The following is a 17,693-nucleotide window of genomic DNA, read 5'->3' on the forward strand; positions in this document are numbered from 1 at the left end:
GCTCTTTTATTAGGGAGGGGAAAGGGATGCAAAAACAAAAAAAGGCTGGCCGGATTGTGGCAATGGGGTTGATCGGGGACCCGGTCGCCCATTCCAAGTCGCCGGAGATGATGAACGCGGCGTTTGAGCAGCTCGGATTGCCTTATGTATACCAGGCTTTCCGGGTTGCCCCGGCCGAGCTGGAAGAAGCGGTAAACCGGTTAAAAGCACAGGATTTGATCGGATTTAATGTAACGATACCGCACAAGGTGGCGATCATGGATTTGCTGGATGATTTGGATCAGACCGCTGCCGAGATCGGAGCCGTCAATACGGTCGTGCGGCGAGAAGGAAAGTGGATCGGCACCAATACCGACGGTCCCGGTTATTTGCGTTCGCTCATCGAGGAGTGGAATCCCGCTTTTTCTGAACTGTCGGCTGTGATTCTGGGGGCGGGAGGAGCTGCGCGGGCGGTCGGTTATACACTGGCGACAGCAGGTGTGCCGAAAATCACCGTTGCCAATCGCACCCTGGACAAAGCGGAGGCGCTGGCGGCCCATTTGTCGCAGTGGACCAAAACCGAAGCCGTCCTGCTGGCAGATAGCCGGGCAGAAGTGGAGAAAGCACAGCTGGTGGTCAATACCACTTCGGTCGGAATGCATCCCCATACGGAAGAAAGCCCGGTTCCTTGCGACTGGCTCCGGCAGGGGCAAATTGTCAGCGATCTGGTCTATCATCCAAAAGAAACGCTTTTGTTGCGACAAGCGAAGGGAAAAGGAGCGCGCATCCATACTGGATTGGGCATGCTGGTTCATCAGGCGGCGCTCGCTTTGGAAATGTGGTTGCAGAAAAAAGCGCCGGTTTCCCTGATGAAAGAGGTTTTGGAAGCGTCATTAACAGGAACAAAGGTAAAGAAAGAGTGAATTGGACATGAGGGTAGGCATTTTTGGCGGCACCTTTGATCCCATCCACATGGGGCACCTGTTGCTTGCCCAGCAGGCAATGGAAACGGCATCTCTGGAACAAGTCTGGTTTATTCCGGCCGGGGAACCGCCGCATAAGCAGGAAAATGAAATCACTCCGGCCCAACACCGGCTGCAAATGGTCAGATTGGCAGTCGAAGGCAATCCCCGATTTCTGGTGAATGAGATGGAATTAAAAAGGGAAGGTCCTTCCTATACCGTTGATACCATTCAGATATTAAAGGAATCGACGCCCGAACATGATTTTTTTCTGCTGGTGGGGGCTGATACGGTGAAAGATCTTCCTCATTGGTATAAAATAAAGAAAATCCTTCAACTGGTCCAAGTGATCGGATTGGGGCGGCCCGGTGTTCGGGCGGAGGGATTGCCCGATTTTGTGACTGACCGCCTGCAGTGGATCCCCGGGGCCATTGAAACTTCGATTTCTTCGACCGCCGTCCGGCAGCGGGCCAAGTGCGGCAAATCTTTGCGCTATCTCGTTCCCGACCCTGTTTACCAGTATATAAAGGAGCATCGTCTGTATGGAACTTGATCTTTTATTACAAGCTACAAAAGAACAGCTTCCCCAGCACAGATGGGAACATACGCTTCGTGTTGCCGAGACGTCAATCCGGTTGGCCAGACGGTTTGGAGCAGATGAACAGAAAGCGGAAGTGGCGGCGATTTTGCATGATTACTGCAAATTCTGGCCGGACGAGCAACTGGTGCGTTGGATTATGGACAGGGGTCTTCCGGAAGACCTGCTTCAGTTTAACAAAGAACTGTGGCACGCGCCGGTCGGTGCCGAAGTGGCAGAGGTTCGTTTCGGGATCCAAGATGAAGACATCCTGAACGCGATCCGCTACCACACATCGGGACGTCCGCAGATGTCACTTCTTGAGAAAATCGTCTTTTTGGCCGATTACATCGAACCAGGACGCCGTTTTCCCGGGGTGGAGGAAGTGCGGAAAACGGCGGAATCCGATTTGGATCGTGCCGTGCTGGCGGCACTTGACAAGACGATTGTCTTTTTGATTGAGCGCGGGCAGAAAGTGTATCCTCTCACCCTGCATGCGCGCAATCACATGTTGGAGCAAACAGCTCAAAAGCGATAAGGGAGGAATCTTTTTGAACGTAGTGGAAATCGCTCAGTTGGCGGCCACCGCTGCCGAGGAGAAAAAAGCGCAAGATATCATCATCCTGGATATTCGCGGCCTGTCCGTGTTTGCTGATTACTTTGTGATCTGCCATGGAAATTCGCAAACACAAGTGCAAGCCATCGTCAATGGAATCAAGGATAAAGTGCTGGAATCCGACCTCATCCTGAAAGGGATTGAAGGATTTCAAGATGCGCGCTGGGTTCTGATTGACCTCGGTGATGTGGTTGTCCATGTTTTCCACAAAGATGAACGCGAGTTTTATGATTTGGAACGCCTCTGGGGCGATGCCAGACAGTTAAAAGTACAATAAAAGAATATTCTCCATAAAAAAGGGTTAATATAAAAATATATTTTTGTTGATAATGATTAAAAAAGCGTTGACACTGCTTTAACCTTGTTCATATAATGTTAATAAACTATTTGAGCGAAGCAAGGATGGGGAGCAGTAATCTGTAAAGCCCAGCGCAGAGAGTTGACGGTTGGTGAGAGTCAATCTGGGCCACAGGTGAACTCGCCTCATCGCTCCAAAGGGGAAAGGGGATTTCCTCACTACTCTTTGGCGGTTCATCTCCGTTACCGGATTTGAGTGAGTGCAGTCATCCGACATGCACTAAGCAGGGTGGTACCGCGGGAATTGTCAGTCAACCTCTCGTCCCTAGCACGGAAGCTGGGGGTGGGAGGTTTTCACTTTTCATTGGCGAAAAAAGGGATATTTGAAGTTTACTGTGGAGGAGAACGAACATGAAAGAGTACAGCCCGAAAGAGATTGAAGCCAAATGGCAAAAGGTTTGGCAAGATACCGATTTATATAAAACGGATGAAGATCCGTCCAAGCCGAAATATTATGCCCTGGAACAATTTCCCTATCCTTCCGGGGAAGGATTGCACATGGGGCATATGCGTGTTTATTCCATCGGTGATGTGGTGGCCCGTTTCCGCCGCATGAACGGTTACCGCGTTCTTCATCCGATGGGAGCCGACGCCTTCGGTCTGCCGGCGGAAAACGCGGCCATCAACCGCGGTGTCAATCCGCGCGAATGGACGTTGAACAATATGGAGCGGATTCGCAGAGAACAAGCATTGCTCGGTGTTTCATACGACTGGGACCGCTATGTGGGCACCTGCCTGCCCGATTATTATAAATTCAACCAGTGGCTGTTCCTGCTCTTTTATGAACGGGGGCTGGCTTACCGCAAAAAAGCATCGGTGAACTGGTGCCCTTCCTGCAATACGGTTTTGGCCAACGAGCAGGTGGAAGACGGCAGATGCTGGCGCTGTGATTCGGAAGTGACCAAAAAAGAGCTGGAGCAGTGGTTCTTGCGGATCACCGATTATGCGGAACGGTTGCTCGAAGGTCTGGATCGCCTGCCGGATTGGCCGGAAAAGGTGAAAGCGATGCAGCGCAACTGGATCGGGAAAAGTGAAGGTGCCCATGTCACGTTTTCCGTTCCTGAATGCGGCGATGAGAAGGTGACCGTTTTCACCACCCGTCCCGATACGCTTTACGGAGTGACCTACCTGGTCCTTGCACCGGAGCATCCGTTGGTTCCGCGCCTGATCAAAGGGAAAAAAGAGGAAGAGCCGATTCTCCGGTTCATTGAGGAGATGAAAAAACAGTCGGAGATTGAGCGCACTTCAACGGATGCGGAAAAAGTCGGTTATCCGACCGGCGCGTTTGCCAAACACCCGCTTACTGGGGAATTGGTCCCGATTTGGATCGCCAATTATGTGCTTATGGATTACGGTACCGGTGCGGTGATGGGGGTTCCCGCACACGATGAGCGCGATTTCCAGTTTGCCCGCAAATACGGGCTGGAGATCAAGCAAGTCATCCGGCCCAAAGACGGCGATGCGCCTGCCGAACCGCTGGCGGAAGCTTATACCGAAGACGGCATCCTCATTTCCTCCGGGCCGTTTGACGGATTGGACAATCGTGCGGCGATCAAGGCGATTGCCGACAAACTGCAAGAGCAGGGATTGGGCGGTTCCACCGTCAATTACCGCTTGCGTGACTGGCTCATCTCCCGCCAGCGTTACTGGGGCACCCCGATTCCCGTGATTTATTGTGATGATTGCGGCGTGCAGCCGGTTCCGAAAGAAGATTTGCCGGTGGTGTTGCCGGAAGATGTAGTGTTTGACGGCAAGCGCAATCCGCTGACTACATCGGAAACTTTTGTCCATGCCAAGTGCCCTTCCTGCGGCAAACAGGCGCGTCGGGAAACGGACACCATGGATACGTTCGTCGACTCTTCCTGGTATTATTTCCGCTACACCGACGCACATAATGAAACGGTTCCGTTCAGTCCGGAAGAAGTAAACAAATGGCTCCCAGTCGATGAATATATCGGCGGGATCGAGCATGCGGTACTTCATCTGCTCTATTCCCGATTTGTGACCAAAGTTCTGTACGATGCCGGCATGGTTCAGGTGGATGAGCCGTTTAAGAGCTTGCTCACCCAGGGGATGGTTTTAAAAGACGGATTCAAGATGTCCAAGTCCAAAGGGAATGTGGTCAGCCCGCTGGAGATCATCGACCGGTTCGGCGCGGATACGGCCCGCCTGTTTATCCTGTTTGCAGCTCCGCCGGATCGTGACCTGGAGTGGAGCGATACAGGAGTGGAGGGAAGCCATCGCTTCCTGAATCGGGTTTGGCGCCTGATCGTCCAGAATGAAGAGCTGTTCAAGCAAGAATTCACCCCTTCCGCATCGCTTGACGCCGAGGGCAAAGAGTTGCGCCGCGTGCTTCATCAGACGATCAAAAAAGTGACAGGCGAAATCGGCGAACGCAGTCACTTTAACACGGCGATCAGCAGTATCATGGAATTGGTCAACTCCCTGTACAGCTACCCTGATACGGCAGATCGTGCCATTTACAAAGAAGCGCTGGAAACATTGGTGCTGCTTTTGGCCCCGTTCGTCCCCCATATTGCCGAGGAGATGTGGCAGATGACCGGGCGGAAGGGAAGTGTTCATCTCGCGTCTTGGCCGAAATATGACGAGAGCGCCCTCGTATTGGACGAGATCGAGATCGCCGTCCAAATCAACGGCAAGGTAAGGGACAAACTCGTCGTTTCCGCGAATGCTTCCCGCGAGGAAGTGGAAAAACAGGCGCTGTCCACCGACCGGATTCAAGGCTGGATTGATGGAAAAACCGTGCGAAAAGTGATTGTCGTGCCGGGCAAATTGGTGAACATCGTTGCCAACTGACATTGTTGTCAAGGAAGAGAGCATATTGGAGCCCGCTTGCCGCGTTTGGCAGGCGGGTTTTTTTGTTTTGGAAATTTGTCCATAAGACTTGTCTGAAAAGCGATCATCATGTACATTGTTAGATATAAAATAACGGAATATTCAGAGGTGTTTGCCTTTGGTTCAATGGGACTGGACGCCGCGTGAGAAAATAATGGCCGGAGCGGTATTGATTTTATTGCTGGTGGCTGTTGCGGCCTGGGTTTTTCAACCCTCCGCGGAGAATTTGCCGACGGAGGGCCTTGAACCGTATCAATCTGAAGTGGCGAAGGCGGAGAAAGTTGAGCCTGCAGAGAAAAAGCAGAAGAATGATGTGATTGTCATCGATCTGAAAGGAGCGGTCTCCCATCCGGGACTTTATCATCTCGAATCAGGGGCCAGGGTATACGATGTGTTGGAAAAAGCGGGCGGTGCGGGGAAGGATGCCGATCTCAACCAGGTGAATCTGGCACAGCCCCTGAGCGACGGCATGGTGGTTTACATACCCAGGCGCGGGGAAGCGGTTCCGGAAGGATGGATAGCATCGGGACAAGGCAATATGCAAGGAACATCATCATCGGACAAGATCCATATCAACCAGGCCACCCTGGAAGAACTGGAGAAACTGGATGGGATCGGGCCGTCAAAAGCGAAAAACATTTTCCAGTACAGACAGGAACACGGCCCTTTTCGCACCATCGAGGAAATTGCGAATGTTCCGGGCATCGGGGAAAAGACACTGGAGAAATTTCGCGCACAGATCGTCCTGTAAGAGGATTTGAAAAAGAAAAAACGGCAACCTCGACAGGAAGCCGCTTTTTGCAAAAATTAACGCTCCATGACTTTGCGCACTTTATCGAGAGCCAGATCGAGTTCTTCCCGGGTGATGATGAGCGGGGGAGCAAAGCGGATGGTATTTTCATGGGTTTCTTTGCACAAGAGTCCTTCTTGCATCAAGGATTCACAATAAGGCCGTGCCGCTTCCGTCAGCTCCATTCCGATAAACAAGCCTTTGCCGCGTACTTCTTTGATTTTCGGGTTGTTGATTTTGCGCAATTCCTCAATAAAATAGGCTCCGAGCTCGCGGGAGCGCTTGGGTAACTCTTCTTCGATCAGCACATCCAAGGCGGCAATGGCCACGGCGCAAGCGAGAGGGTTTCCGCCAAACGTGGACCCGTGGGAACCAGGTTCAAAGACGCCGAGAACCTCTCTGTCTGCCGCTACGGCCGAAATCGGCATCACACCGCCGCCAAGCGCTTTTCCCATAATGTACAGATCCGGTTTTACGTCTTCCCAGTCGCATGCGAACAATTGCCCCGTCCGGCCGAAACCGGTCTGGATTTCGTCGGCGACAAAGAGAACATGATGTTCTTTGCACAATTCATATGCTTGTTTGAGGAATCCTTCCGGAGGCACGATGACGCCGGCTTCTCCCTGGATTGGTTCGAAAAGGAACGCGGCCGTGTTCGGGGTAATCGCTTGGCGAAGCGCTTCCAAATCGCCGTAAGGGATTACTTTGAAGCCTGGGGTCAGGGGGCCGAAACCGCGTTTGTACTCATCGTTGGACGAGAGGGAAACAGCGGTGACGGTGCGGCCGTGAAAGTTGTCGGCGCAAACGATGATTTCCGCCTGGTTGTCCGGAACCTTTTTCACATCGTAAGCCCAGCGGCGAACGGCTTTGATCGCCGTTTCAACGGCTTCGGCTCCTGTGTTCATCGGCAAAACCATCTCTTTGTCCGTCAGTTTTGCCACTTTTTCGTAAAAGAGACCCAATTGGTCGTTATGAAAGGCACGTGAAGTCAAGGTGACTTTGTCAGCCTGCTCTTTTAACGCCTGGATCAGTCTGGGATGGCGGTGTCCGTGGTTGAGAGCCGAGTAAGCGCTTAACATATCCATGTAACGGTTACCGTCGGCATCCTCAACCCAGATTCCCTCTGCTTTGGAAATAACGATCGGCAGAGGATGATAGTTCCTTGCCCCGAATTTATCCGTAAGCTCAATGAGTTCCTGGTTGCGCGACATGGAATTACCCCCTTAGCTCAAAACTATTTGATCATTTACAAATTTATTGTAAGGGAAGTATGTTAAGAAAATCAATGAAATGTATACTCTATCAATGACAAGTATAAATATCACTCTTGACGTGGCCGGAACTGTTTAGTATAATCTGTGAAAGATGAAAAATTGAAACCGGAAAAGTTAAAAGGGGATAAAGGTTCTCTTATCCAGAGTGGCGGAGGGACTGGCCCGATGAAGCCCGGCAACCTCGGCGGCGTTTGCTGCCGGAAGGTGCCAATTCCTGCAGAAACGAGTGTTTCTGAGAGATAAGAGAAGAGAGATTGACCGTCGCAGGTTCTGCCTCTTCTCTGGATAAGGGAAGGGGTTTTTTTATTGGCTAACTTCTGGGAGGGATCACCTGTGAAACTGGAAACGAGACTGGCACAAATCGGCAACAAGAAGGAGAAGAAGACAGGGGCCGTTAACTTTCCTGTGTATTTTTCCACAGCATATGAGCATATCTCTTTGGGAGTTAGTACTGGTTATGATTATTCGCGCACAGCCAATCCGACCCGGGACGTGCTGGAAGAGGCGATCAGCCAGTTGGAGGGAGGAAACGGCGGGTTTGCCTGCAGTTCGGGAATGGCGGCGATTCATACATTGATGGGGTTGTTTTCCGCCGGGGATCATTTCGTCGTATCCCTTGATTTATATGGTGGAACCTATCGTCTGTTTGAAGAGGTATTGACCCGGTTCGGTCTGTCCTTTACTTACGTGGATTTGCGACGGTCGGATGATGTAAAGCGGGCAATCGGTCCGAATACAAAGGCTGTTTTTATCGAGTCGCCCACCAATCCGCTGATGCATGTAACGGACTTGAAGCAGATTGCGCAAATTGCAAAGCAGGCGGGCTGTTACACCATTGTTGACAATACCTTTATGACTCCGTATTTCCAGCGGCCGCTGGAGCTCGGTGCCGATATCGTCGTCCACAGTGCGACCAAGTATCTGGGAGGCCACAATGATGTGCTGGCAGGGTTGATTGTCGTAAAAGGAGATGAATTGGCTGAACGGTTGCGCTTTATTCAAAATTCGATCGGAGCTGCTCTGGGGCCGCTGGATACGTGGTTATTGATGCGCGGGATGAAAACATTGGCCTTGAGGATGGAAAAACATCAGGAAAATGCGCTGGCGATCGCTGAATATTTAAAGCAACACCCGCTGGTGGACGAGGTTTTTTATCCCTCGCTCAACCCGGAATCAAAAGCGATTTTGGATGAACAGGCGGACGGATACGGGGGAATGATTTCATTCCGGGTCAGGAATAGTGGGATGATTGCCTCAATCCTGGAAAATCTGAATGTGATCACTTTTGCGGAGAGTCTGGGCGGCGTGGAGAGTTTGATCACCTATCCGGCAAGGCAGACCCATGCGGATGTGCCGGCTGAGATCAGGGAGAGCATCGGGGTCTGCGATCGCTTGTTGCGACTGTCAGTGGGAATTGAACACAAGGAAGATCTGATTGCTGATTTGGATCAAGCGCTGAAAAAAGCGGATCAGGAATAGAAAGGAAGGGGAGCAAGATGAGATTTGAGACAAGGCTTTTGCACAACGGGAATGAAATTGATTCGTTTACGGGGGCTTCCAGCATTCCGATTTACCAGTCATCGACTTACCATCAGTTTTCCATTGACCAGCCGGGCGAATTTGACTATGCCCGTTCGGGCAACCCGACGCGCAAAGCGCTGGAGCAAACGATCACAAGACTCGAAGGGGGCTGTCGCGGCTATGCGTTCGCTTCCGGAATGGCGGCGATTTCCACGGTATTTCTCTTGTTCTCGCGCGGAGATCACCTGATTGTGTCCCAAGATGTGTACGGGGGTACATATCGCGTCTTGACAAAGGTGTTTGACCGCATGGGAATTGAAACCACGTTTGTTGATACGACCGATTTGGAACAGGTGGCCGCTGCGATTCGCCCCAACACCCGGGCGATCTATGTGGAAACCCCGTCCAATCCGCTGCTCAAGGTGACGGACTTGCGTGGCATTGTGCGGATTGCTAAAGCGTACCGTTTGCGAACCATCGTCGATAACACCTTTTTAACCCCGTATTTCCAGCGGCCGCTCGAGCTGGGTGCCGATATCGTGGTTCACAGCGCAACCAAATTTATCAGCGGGCACAGTGATGTTGTGGCCGGACTGGTTGTGGTGAAGGATGAAGAACTGGCCGAGGAGATCGGACTGCTGCAAAATGCTTTTGGCGCCATCCTGGGTGTGTACGATTCTTGGCTGGTGCTCAGAGGTCTCAAGACGTTGCAGGCACGGATGGAGTTGTCGACGCAAAGCGCGGAAAAGGTGGCACTGTGGCTGGAACAGCATCCGGATGTCAAACGGGTTTACTATACCGGCCTTCCGTCACACGAAGGGTATCATTTGCAAAATGAACAGGCGAGCGGGCATGGAGCGGTTCTCTCCTTCGATGTCGGCAGCATGGAGAAAGCCAAGCGCATCCTGTCACGGGTCCGTCTGCCGATCGTGGCGGTCAGTCTCGGTGCGGTCGAAAGCATTCTCTCCTATCCGGCGATGATGTCCCATGCGGCAATGCCCGCGGAAGTGCGGAATCGTCACGGGATTACGGACGGGCTGCTGCGCCTGTCGGTCGGACTGGAAAACGCGGATGATCTGATTGATGATCTGGCGGCGGCCTTGCAAGAAAAAAAGGTGACGATCCCGGCAGGTTTTGGTAATTTATAGCGTCTCCTCCAGGGGGCGTTTTTCTTTTGCAGATGATCATGTAAAATGAGAAGGGAAATTTTGCACAGAAGGAGATTGCAGGAAATGGCCATTAAATCGGATAAATGGATACGCGAAATGGCGCTTCATCATCAAATGATCGAGCCGTTTATCGATCGGAACGTGGGGAAAGGGGAAGCGGTCAGTTTTGGACTCAGCAGTTATGGATATGATTTGCGCGTTGCGGATGAATACAAGATTTTTCACAATGCGCTGAACCCCGTCATCGATCCGAAAAAGATCGATTCCGATTCGTTTATCGATTTTAAAGGAGAAGTGTGCATCATTCCTCCCAACTCATTTGCCCTGGCGCGGTCGGTGGAATATTTTCGCATTCCGGAAAACGTCCTGGCCGTGTGTGTCGGCAAGTCAACGTATGCGCGCTGCGGAATCATTACCAATGTGACCCCTCTCGAACCCGGCTGGGAAGGGTACGTTACGTTGGAAATCTCAAATACGACACCGCTGCCGGCAAAGATTTATTCCAATGAAGGCCTTTGTCAGATTCTGTTTTTGGAGAGTGATGAGATTTGTGAAGTCTCTTACCGCTCCAAACAAGGGAAATACCAGGGACAAACGGGAATTACACTGCCAAAGGTATAACAGGATCATAGATGAAACAGACGGCGAAATCCATCGGCCGTCTTTTTTGCCTTTATTGACCGGATCGTGAGGAATGCATCAGTCTCCGATTTTCTTCTTTCATCCCAGGATTTGAGTGAGAGGAAAAAATCCGATCGTCATTTCGGGATGATGCGGGAATTACCCGTCTCTGCCCTGATCACTTGGATATGTGTTTTTCAGATCGGAAAAAAATGTAAATTCGATCAGGTGATTGCCACCCGGTTTTGTGATAAGATTACATGCAGAAGTCTTCGTGGACAGGCGTGTCGATCACATACAAACGGAAAATCAGCATGTCTGACCATAAGAACGGGGAGATTCGAGAAATTGAAAAAACTGGGAAACGTTATCTCTTCAAAAATGAAAGAACGCTTCAGTCCGGATCAGATGGAAAGGCAATTAAACGCGTTGTTAAAACACCCTTTAGTGGTCAAATATATGGTGGAGCATGAAGTTTCCGAGGCAATCTTAAAACGTTCGTTCTCCAAGCTCCATCAATTCGTCCAGGAAAATGAAAACTGCAAACAGTGTCTCCGTTTGAGTGAGTGTCCAAACCTGATGAAAGGGCACTTTCCGACTTTAAGGGAATACGGCGGTTTTGTGGATCTGGTCATGAATGAATGCAGCAAGCTCAAGGCGAAAAAAGAGGAAGAGCGGAGAAAAAACTTAATTCAGTGTCAGCAAATTCCTCTGGACATTCAAAAGGCAACGTTTCAAACGATTGAATTGGATCATGGACGGGAAAAGGCGATCGATGCCGCTTTGGATTTCTGCCTGAGAATAGCCAACGGGGAAACGGTTAAAGGCCTTTACTTTTGCGGATCATTCGGGACGGGAAAAAGTTATATTGCCGGTGCTATTTTAAATACCCTGGCTGAATACGGAATTCCCTCCATGATGGTTCACACTTCGGCACTTGCCCAGGAACTGAGGGATACCATCGCCAAGAAAGAAGGATTGCTCAATAGTAAACTGGAAGCATTAAGCAACGTCCCCATATTGGTACTGGATGATATCGGGGTGGAAAACCTGACTTCCTGGTTGAGGGACAGTGTATTGGCCGTGGTTTTGCACAACCGGGTATCCAATCAGCTTCCGACCATTTACACTTCCAACCTCACGCTTGATGAATTGGAGGAATGGCTCTCCATTACGCTGTCAAACGGATATGAACGCCATGAACCGCTGAAGGCCAAAAGGATCATGGAAAGAATCAAGCCTTATGTGACGGTTGTTGAGGTACAGGGAAGAAACAGGAGATATGCCCTGAACAATAATGCCAATTGAGATCTGGTCAGCTTATTTTCCAGTCTGTTCGCTTTTCTCCCGTTCCTTTGGCATCAGTCGTAGCAGAAAAGCACCGATTCCTTATGCTCCGGTTTGAGCATCACGCCAATGGTGATATTGGCGTTTTTTTGTGCCTTGAAAATTAATGACCGGATGGAAAAAGAAGAAGGAAAATGTAGGAAAATGGAGAAATCCTCCGAAGTTTGTAAAAAAAAAGGAGGGGAAGGAGGGTGAAGCGGCCGCTCGTATGGGTCAGCGCGGGATGGATTGCCGGGGTTTTCGCCGCACGCGGGTGGAATGCATTTTTCTTTTACGGATGTGCAGCGGTCCTGGTCGCGCTGGCCGGAGGCTGGATCGTCTATCATTATCGAAAAGGCCGGGTTGTCCTGTTTCTGCTGCTCGGACTGTTTGCCGGAGCATTCCGTTATGCCTGGGACGTGGCGAACAACGTTTCCCATCTGCCGCGCCAGTTTTTGAACAGCCCTCAGGTTGCGATCGGAAAGGTTGTTTCGCTTCCGGATATCGAGGGAGACCAGTTAACGTTCGAAATGATGGTCTTCGACGTAAAAACCGATCGGGGATGGCGCAGAGTGATTCCCGAACGGGTTGCTGTCAGGCGGAAGCTGCATTCTTACGACGAATGGGAAGAAGCCCGGCAGTTAAAGCGGCTGTCCACGATCCGGATCAGGCTCACCTTCAGCAAACCGCCCCGGCCGCGCAATCCGGGAGCCTTTGATTATGGCGCGTATCTATATCGTCGGCATATCCATTTGATCGGACAATCTGACTCGCCGGAACGGATCAAGGTTTTGGCTTCCGTCCCGCATCATCCGCTGGTACTGATCGATCGAGGGCGCGCCTGGCTGGATCAACGAATTGAGAAACTGTATGGCCGAGATCAGAGCGGATATCTTCGCGGCCTTCTGCTGGGAGAGCAATCAGCTGTTCCCGACAGTTTGGAGACCCAGTATGCCACATTGGGCATTATTCATCTTTTATCTGTATCCGGGCTGCACGTGGCTGTTGTGATCGGCTGTTTTTATTTTTTGTTGACGCGCCTGGGGCTGACGCGGGAAAAATCGGCGTTGGCAATCCTTTTGTGTCTTCCGGTGTACGCCGTTCTGACAGGACTTGGTCCGCCGGTGATCCGCGCGGTGATCATGGCCGGTTTTTCACTTTTAGCCATCGTTTTGAAAAAGTTTCGGGATACCCTTTCGTTTTTGGCTGTTTCCTTTCTGGTCCAGTTAGGATGGAATCCCTTTCAAATCGAAGAAGCCGGCTTTCAGTTAAGCTATCTGGTGACCGCTGCTCTGGTTGTGGGGACGGAGCCTGTCGCCGGCCGCATTCCTGTTCCGTCGCGCAGTCTTCGTCAGTTTTTGGCCGCCAATCTGATTGCAGAGCTGGTGTCGTTCCCGGTTCTCATCTTTCATTTTCACGAGTTTTCGCTTCTTTCTTGGCTGGCCAACCTTCTGTTCGTTCCATTGATCAGTTCCCTGATTCTTCCGCTGTCTCTCGGTTCGCTTCTGCTTGCTTTTGTTCCGGGACCGCTGGCTTCGTGGCTTGCCTGTCTCACCAGCCAATTGCTGGAGCTGGTTCATCAGGGTGTCCGCTGGATGTTGCAATGGACATGGGCATTTCCGTCATGGGCCGGGCCGTCCGCCCTGTGGCTTGCACTTTATTGCTTTACAGTCATAAGTCTGGCCGTCGTTTGGATGAAGCCGTTTGTTCCTCAATGGAAGCGGATCGGTGTCGTTCTTTTGCTGTTCAGTTTGGTGGCATTTGCTTATGGGAAACGTAACGGAGAGGGAGCGGAAAACCGGATCGCATTTCTCGACGTGGGTCAGGGAGATGCGGCAGTTGTGGAAACACAGACAGGAAAGACGATTCTCATCGACAGCGGAGGGTTTTCCTCGCGCGGAAACCGCTTCGGATCAGGTAGCCGCCACTTTGATGCCGGTGAAAATGTGATTATTCCTTATCTCAAATACCGGGGTATCAAACAGATTGATCTGTTCATTTTAACGCATGGCGATGCGGACCATATTGGCGGAGCGAAAGCGGTGGTGCAAAGATTTCCGGTGAAAATGGTGATCCGTGGCCCTCTTCCGCCGAAAAGCGCGTTGGAACTGGATTTGTTAAGAGAGATGCGGGAACGAAAAATTCCGATCCGGATCGCCCGGCCGGGATTGAGATGGCAATTTTCGCCCGGTGTGTTCCTTACATTTTTGCATCCGGCGACCGCGAACCGATCGGCAAATGATGAGTCCGTTGTTTTTTTGTTATCGATCGGCCGCTTTCAAACCTTGATGACAGGAGATATCAGCAGTGAAGCGGAAAAGCGGATATTAGCCGGGTGGAGGTTGCCGCATGTCCAGGTGCTAAAGGTGGCACACCACGGGAGCCGCACGTCCACCGGTGCAGAATGGCTCGATGCCGTGGCCCCGCGCTATGCCGTTATCTCCGTGGGGCGGCATAATCCGTTTGGCCATCCCTCTCCCCTGGTGCTTCAGCGCTTGCGTGCCCGACATGCCGTGATCTTGCGAACCGATCAGCTTGGAGCGATCATTTTTCACGTCGAAAAGCAAAAGATCCGGGTGGAAAGCACTTCTCCTTGAAGATGTAAAAAAGGATTCGTCTTTTGCCCGATTTGCCCCGCGATATAATAGTATTATTTATGTACATACATAGGGTGTTGCAACCTGCCGCAGTTCAAACAGGTCTAAAAGAATATAGGGGGTATTTCGTTGCTTGATTCAGAGTTGATCAAACAGGCTCAGTCGGGCGACAGGAAAGCGATTGTGCAAATACTTAAGCAATTGGAGACATCGCTTTATCGCACCGCTTATTATATGATGGGAAACGAACAGGATGCTTTGGACGCCACACAAGAAGCTCTGTTGAAAATATATAAATATCTCCCTTCCTATAAAGGAGAAGCTTTGTTGCATACATGGGCGCAGCGCATTGTTACCAATGTATGCATCGATTTGTTTCGCAAACGGAAAAACGTCATACTGTTTGATGAAGAACCGCAGCATGAGGATGGCAAAGCGGCTAAAGAGGTGGAGCGGGGAGCGATCCTGTCTGATTTGAGACAGGCGATTCGCCGTCTGCCCCTGCAACAGCAAACGGCGATTATCCTGCGCTATGTACAAGGTTATCATTACCAGGAGATAGCAGAAGCGATGGGACTCCCCCTGAATACGGTCAAATCGCATTTGTTTCGTGCGCGCAAACAACTGCAAAAGTGGTTGTCGGAATATCAGGAAGGAGGGGATGTATCTTGGCAGATGAAAAAGTGATGGAATGGATTCAACGTGACTTGGATGGTGATCTGACTGCGGCAGAAAAGAAAATGCTGGAAAAGCAGCTGGAACAGTCGCCGCAATGCCGGGCAACGGCGGAAGAGATGCAGTGGCTGTCCGGTGAACTATCCCTTCTTCCCAAAGTGGAGCCACCGCACAGCGTCGTCGATGCGGTGCTGGAGGCGATCGAGGACGACAAAAAGAAGACGAAGCCGCAAACAGTGATCAAACCGAGATACAATTGGCTCCGATTAGGGAGGATGGCTGCTGCGCTCGTCTTGTTCCTCTTTATCGGTCTGTTTTATCTGAGCAAATGGGGGGCCATTCCCATCAATACGGCCTCCAAAATTGCCGATCCGGTTCCGCCGGAGCATACAGACGGGAGCAAAGATCGGGCTGCCAAATTCGAGCTGGAAAATATTCAGGAGGTTTGGTCACCTGATCGTCAATATTGCGCCATTTGGCAGGGAAATCATTTAATCGTGCGCAAGGCGGACGGAAGCGTCCAATATCGCAGCCGCATTTTTCGGAAGGTTGACGGCTCGCCATCGGTTGTATGGCAAAACAAACAACGCGTTCGGCTGATCCTGCCGTCTGCTGATGGAAAAGACGACCAGACCGTCATGATTGATGTCAAGGAGAAAAAAGAGATAAACTAGGAGGAAGAGGTGGCGAAAATGGATCGTTCATGGCTGAAAGAGTGGCAGGAAGATAACATCGCTCCCGTTTATCTCTTTTATGGTGAAGAAGGTTTCTTGATTGAAGAAGCAATTGAATGGATGAAAAAAAGGTGGAGTCCGGAAGAAGTCTCCTTTGGTAATCTCATGCAGATTGATTTGGATGAGACGCCGGTGCAGATGCTGGTGCAAGAGGCGGAAACTCTGCCCTTTTTTGGGGACAGGCGGTTGATTATCGGTCAGAATGCCCGCTTTTTGACAGCCGGGAAAGGGAAAAGCGGCGTTCAGCATGAAACGGATGCCCTGCTCCAGTACTTAAAGCAGCCTCTGTCCACCAGTGTGGTGGTTTTAACCGTTTCCGGCGAGCAGCTTGACAAGCGAAAAAAAATCGTGAAGGAACTGCTTAAACATGCGCGTGCCGTTGAGTTTCCCCTGTTGGCGGGGAAGGATTTGCTTCAGTGGGTGGAAAGGCGGTTTGCCAAATTGCATGTCCAGGCAGATCCGCAAGCGGTTCTTGATTTGATCATGCTGACTGGTCCTGATCTCCGGCTTCTCCACGCGGAAGTGAGCAAATTGGCCCTTTATGTCGGAGCGGGGGGAAAGGTGACACCGGACATTGTCGCCGAACTGGTACCGCGCACCCTGGAGCATGATGTATTTAAGCTGACGGATAAAATAGCGAAGCGCCAATTGAACGAAGCGTTCCATATCTGGAGTGACCTGATTTTTCAAAAGGAAGAGCCGATTCGCATCCTGGCTCTGATTACACGTCAGATTCGGTTGATGCTGCAGGTCAAGATCTTGCAGCGGCAGGGGATGTCTGACAAAGAGATGGCGGCATTTCTCAAGGTTCATCCCTACCCGGTGAAACTGGCGGCAAAACAGGGAGCGGCCTTTTCCGAACAGCAACTGCGCCTCTTATTGGATACGGCGATTTTGACTGATCAAGATATCAAGTCAGGAAAAGTGGACAAACATTTGGCGGTGGAACGCCTGCTTTTCCAAGTCAACCTTTCTGCTTGAGCCTCCCGTTGCCACGGAGAGGCCTTTGGCCCAATGATTATGAAAATATAAAAAAGGTGGAATCCCCAACGATGGATGAAAACCGTTTATGTGAACTTCGAAAAAAACAATCCATTTACTCCAATCTGTTCTACCTTTGCATAATCGCACTTCTCTTTGTTTTCCTCTTAGTGGAGCCTGCCGCCCGGCTTGTTTATTTCATCTGGGGTTGCCTGTTTGTCCTGTTCCCGCTCATCAGTTGGTGGATGAAGTCGCCCAATCCGTTTCTTCATCTTTTTCCGGAGATGAGAGAGCTTTATCAGTATGAACGGGACAAGCTGGGGGAGAAGTGGGGAGCCTATTACACTTCCACGTCATTGTTGCTGTTCGTCGTCGGGATTTTTTTCTTCGTCCAGGCTTGGATACGCGAGGGGAACATCCGGTTTGGCGAAGGAATTTCGTGGTGGTATTTTGCTATTGTTCCGCTTTTCTTGATCCTGCTCGGCAATGTTCATTTGCGTAGTCAGGCGCGTCGGATCGACAGCAAAACACCGGAGGAGTTAAAGGATTATGCCAGCGATAAAATGCTGTTTTCATTGGTGTTCGCATCGGTTGCCATCGGAATGACCCTGATCGGCACGATCGTTTACATATTGATGGGAGCGTAAAAAAGCAACCA

16 protein-coding genes, 1 riboswitch and 1 other annotated feature are annotated in these 17,693 nt (G+C 50.9%); of the genes, 15 read left to right on the plus strand and 1 reads right to left on the minus strand.

From position 1 onward, the window contains the following. Positions 1-26 precede the first annotated feature (26 nt). From aroE to I8U18_RS01575, 6 genes are all read left to right on the plus strand, one after another. Positions 27-902 carry a shikimate dehydrogenase gene (gene aroE / locus I8U18_RS01550; protein WP_198064423.1) on the plus strand — a complete coding sequence of 292 codons (876 nt, stop codon included), beginning with the start codon at positions 27-29 and terminating at the stop codon, positions 900-902. Positions 903-909: 7 nt separating this feature from the next. After that, a complete protein-coding gene (locus I8U18_RS01555) occupies positions 910-1,494 on the plus strand; it encodes a nicotinate-nucleotide adenylyltransferase (RefSeq protein ID WP_033101772.1) in 585 nt (194 codons plus the stop codon). Then, positions 1,484-2,056 carry a bis(5'-nucleosyl)-tetraphosphatase (symmetrical) YqeK gene (gene yqeK / locus I8U18_RS01560; protein WP_033101771.1) on the plus strand — a complete coding sequence of 191 codons (573 nt, stop codon included), beginning with the start codon at positions 1,484-1,486 and terminating at the stop codon, positions 2,054-2,056. The genes I8U18_RS01555 and yqeK overlap by 11 nt, the downstream gene beginning before the upstream one ends. A gap of 13 nt (positions 2,057-2,069) precedes the next feature. Beyond that, positions 2,070-2,411 (plus strand): ribosome silencing factor, encoded by a 342-nt coding sequence (rsfS, locus tag I8U18_RS01565; protein WP_033101770.1) that lies wholly within the window; start codon positions 2,070-2,072, stop codon positions 2,409-2,411. A gap of 113 nt (positions 2,412-2,524) precedes the next feature. Further along, positions 2,525-2,761, plus strand: a binding site (T-box leader). An 81-nt stretch (positions 2,762-2,842) separates the two neighbouring features. Continuing rightward, positions 2,843-5,308, plus strand: a complete 2,466-nt coding sequence (leuS, locus tag I8U18_RS01570) for a leucine--tRNA ligase (protein ID WP_198055291.1) — start codon at positions 2,843-2,845, stop codon at positions 5,306-5,308. A 157-nt stretch (positions 5,309-5,465) separates the two neighbouring features. After that, positions 5,466-6,098 carry a helix-hairpin-helix domain-containing protein gene (locus tag I8U18_RS01575; RefSeq protein WP_198055292.1) on the plus strand — a complete coding sequence of 211 codons (633 nt, stop codon included), beginning with the start codon at positions 5,466-5,468 and terminating at the stop codon, positions 6,096-6,098. A 56-nt stretch (positions 6,099-6,154) separates the two neighbouring features. On the opposite strand, the gene I8U18_RS01580 is transcribed toward I8U18_RS01575, so the two are convergent. Further along, positions 6,155-7,348 carry an ornithine--oxo-acid transaminase gene (locus tag I8U18_RS01580; protein ID WP_033101768.1) on the minus strand — a complete coding sequence of 398 codons (1,194 nt, stop codon included), beginning with the start codon at positions 7,346-7,348 and terminating at the stop codon, positions 6,155-6,157. 196 nt (positions 7,349-7,544) lie between these two features. Then, positions 7,545-7,657, plus strand: a riboswitch (SAM riboswitch). A gap of 87 nt (positions 7,658-7,744) precedes the next feature. Between I8U18_RS01580 and I8U18_RS01585 the strand changes: the two genes are divergently transcribed. The 9 genes from I8U18_RS01585 (at position 7,745) to I8U18_RS01625 (ending at position 17,682) form a co-directional block, all read left to right on the plus strand. Then, complete coding sequence (locus tag I8U18_RS01585) at positions 7,745-8,890, plus strand: aminotransferase class I/II-fold pyridoxal phosphate-dependent enzyme (RefSeq protein ID WP_198055293.1); 1,146 nt, start codon at positions 7,745-7,747, stop codon at positions 8,888-8,890. A 17-nt stretch (positions 8,891-8,907) separates the two neighbouring features. Beyond that, on the plus strand, positions 8,908-10,080 hold the full coding sequence (locus tag I8U18_RS01590) for an aminotransferase class I/II-fold pyridoxal phosphate-dependent enzyme (RefSeq protein WP_033101766.1): 1,173 nt from the start codon (positions 8,908-8,910) through the stop codon (positions 10,078-10,080). Between the two features lie 84 nt (positions 10,081-10,164). After that, positions 10,165-10,722 (plus strand): dCTP deaminase, encoded by a 558-nt coding sequence (gene dcd, locus I8U18_RS01595; protein ID WP_033101765.1) that lies wholly within the window; start codon positions 10,165-10,167, stop codon positions 10,720-10,722. Between the two features lie 348 nt (positions 10,723-11,070). After that, the gene (gene dnaI / locus I8U18_RS01600) at positions 11,071-12,030 is read left to right on the plus strand and encodes a primosomal protein DnaI (RefSeq protein WP_198059181.1); all 960 of its coding nucleotides are present in this window, start codon (positions 11,071-11,073) and stop codon (positions 12,028-12,030) included. Between the two features lie 230 nt (positions 12,031-12,260). Continuing rightward, entirely contained in the window at positions 12,261-14,645 is a 2,385-nt protein-coding gene (locus I8U18_RS01605) for a DNA internalization-related competence protein ComEC/Rec2 (protein ID WP_198064424.1), read from the plus strand. A gap of 129 nt (positions 14,646-14,774) precedes the next feature. Then, positions 14,775-15,332: an RNA polymerase sigma factor gene (locus I8U18_RS01610; protein WP_033101761.1), complete on the plus strand. Its 558-nt coding sequence runs from the start codon at positions 14,775-14,777 to the stop codon at positions 15,330-15,332. Next, positions 15,314-15,994 carry an anti-sigma factor family protein gene (locus I8U18_RS01615; protein ID WP_198055296.1) on the plus strand — a complete coding sequence of 227 codons (681 nt, stop codon included), beginning with the start codon at positions 15,314-15,316 and terminating at the stop codon, positions 15,992-15,994. Before I8U18_RS01610 ends, I8U18_RS01615 begins: the two co-directional genes overlap by 19 nt. An 18-nt stretch (positions 15,995-16,012) precedes the next feature. Further along, on the plus strand, positions 16,013-17,035 hold the full coding sequence (gene holA / locus I8U18_RS01620; RefSeq protein ID WP_033101822.1) for a DNA polymerase III subunit delta: 1,023 nt from the start codon (positions 16,013-16,015) through the stop codon (positions 17,033-17,035). A gap of 71 nt (positions 17,036-17,106) precedes the next feature. Beyond that, positions 17,107-17,682 (plus strand): hypothetical protein, encoded by a 576-nt coding sequence (locus tag I8U18_RS01625; RefSeq protein WP_198064425.1) that lies wholly within the window; start codon positions 17,107-17,109, stop codon positions 17,680-17,682. Positions 17,683-17,693: the final 11 nt, after the last annotated feature.

This window comes from Thermoactinomyces sp. CICC 10522, from assembly GCF_016055075.1.
Lineage (GTDB): Bacteria > Bacillota > Bacilli > Thermoactinomycetales > Thermoactinomycetaceae > Thermoactinomyces_A > Thermoactinomyces_A daqus.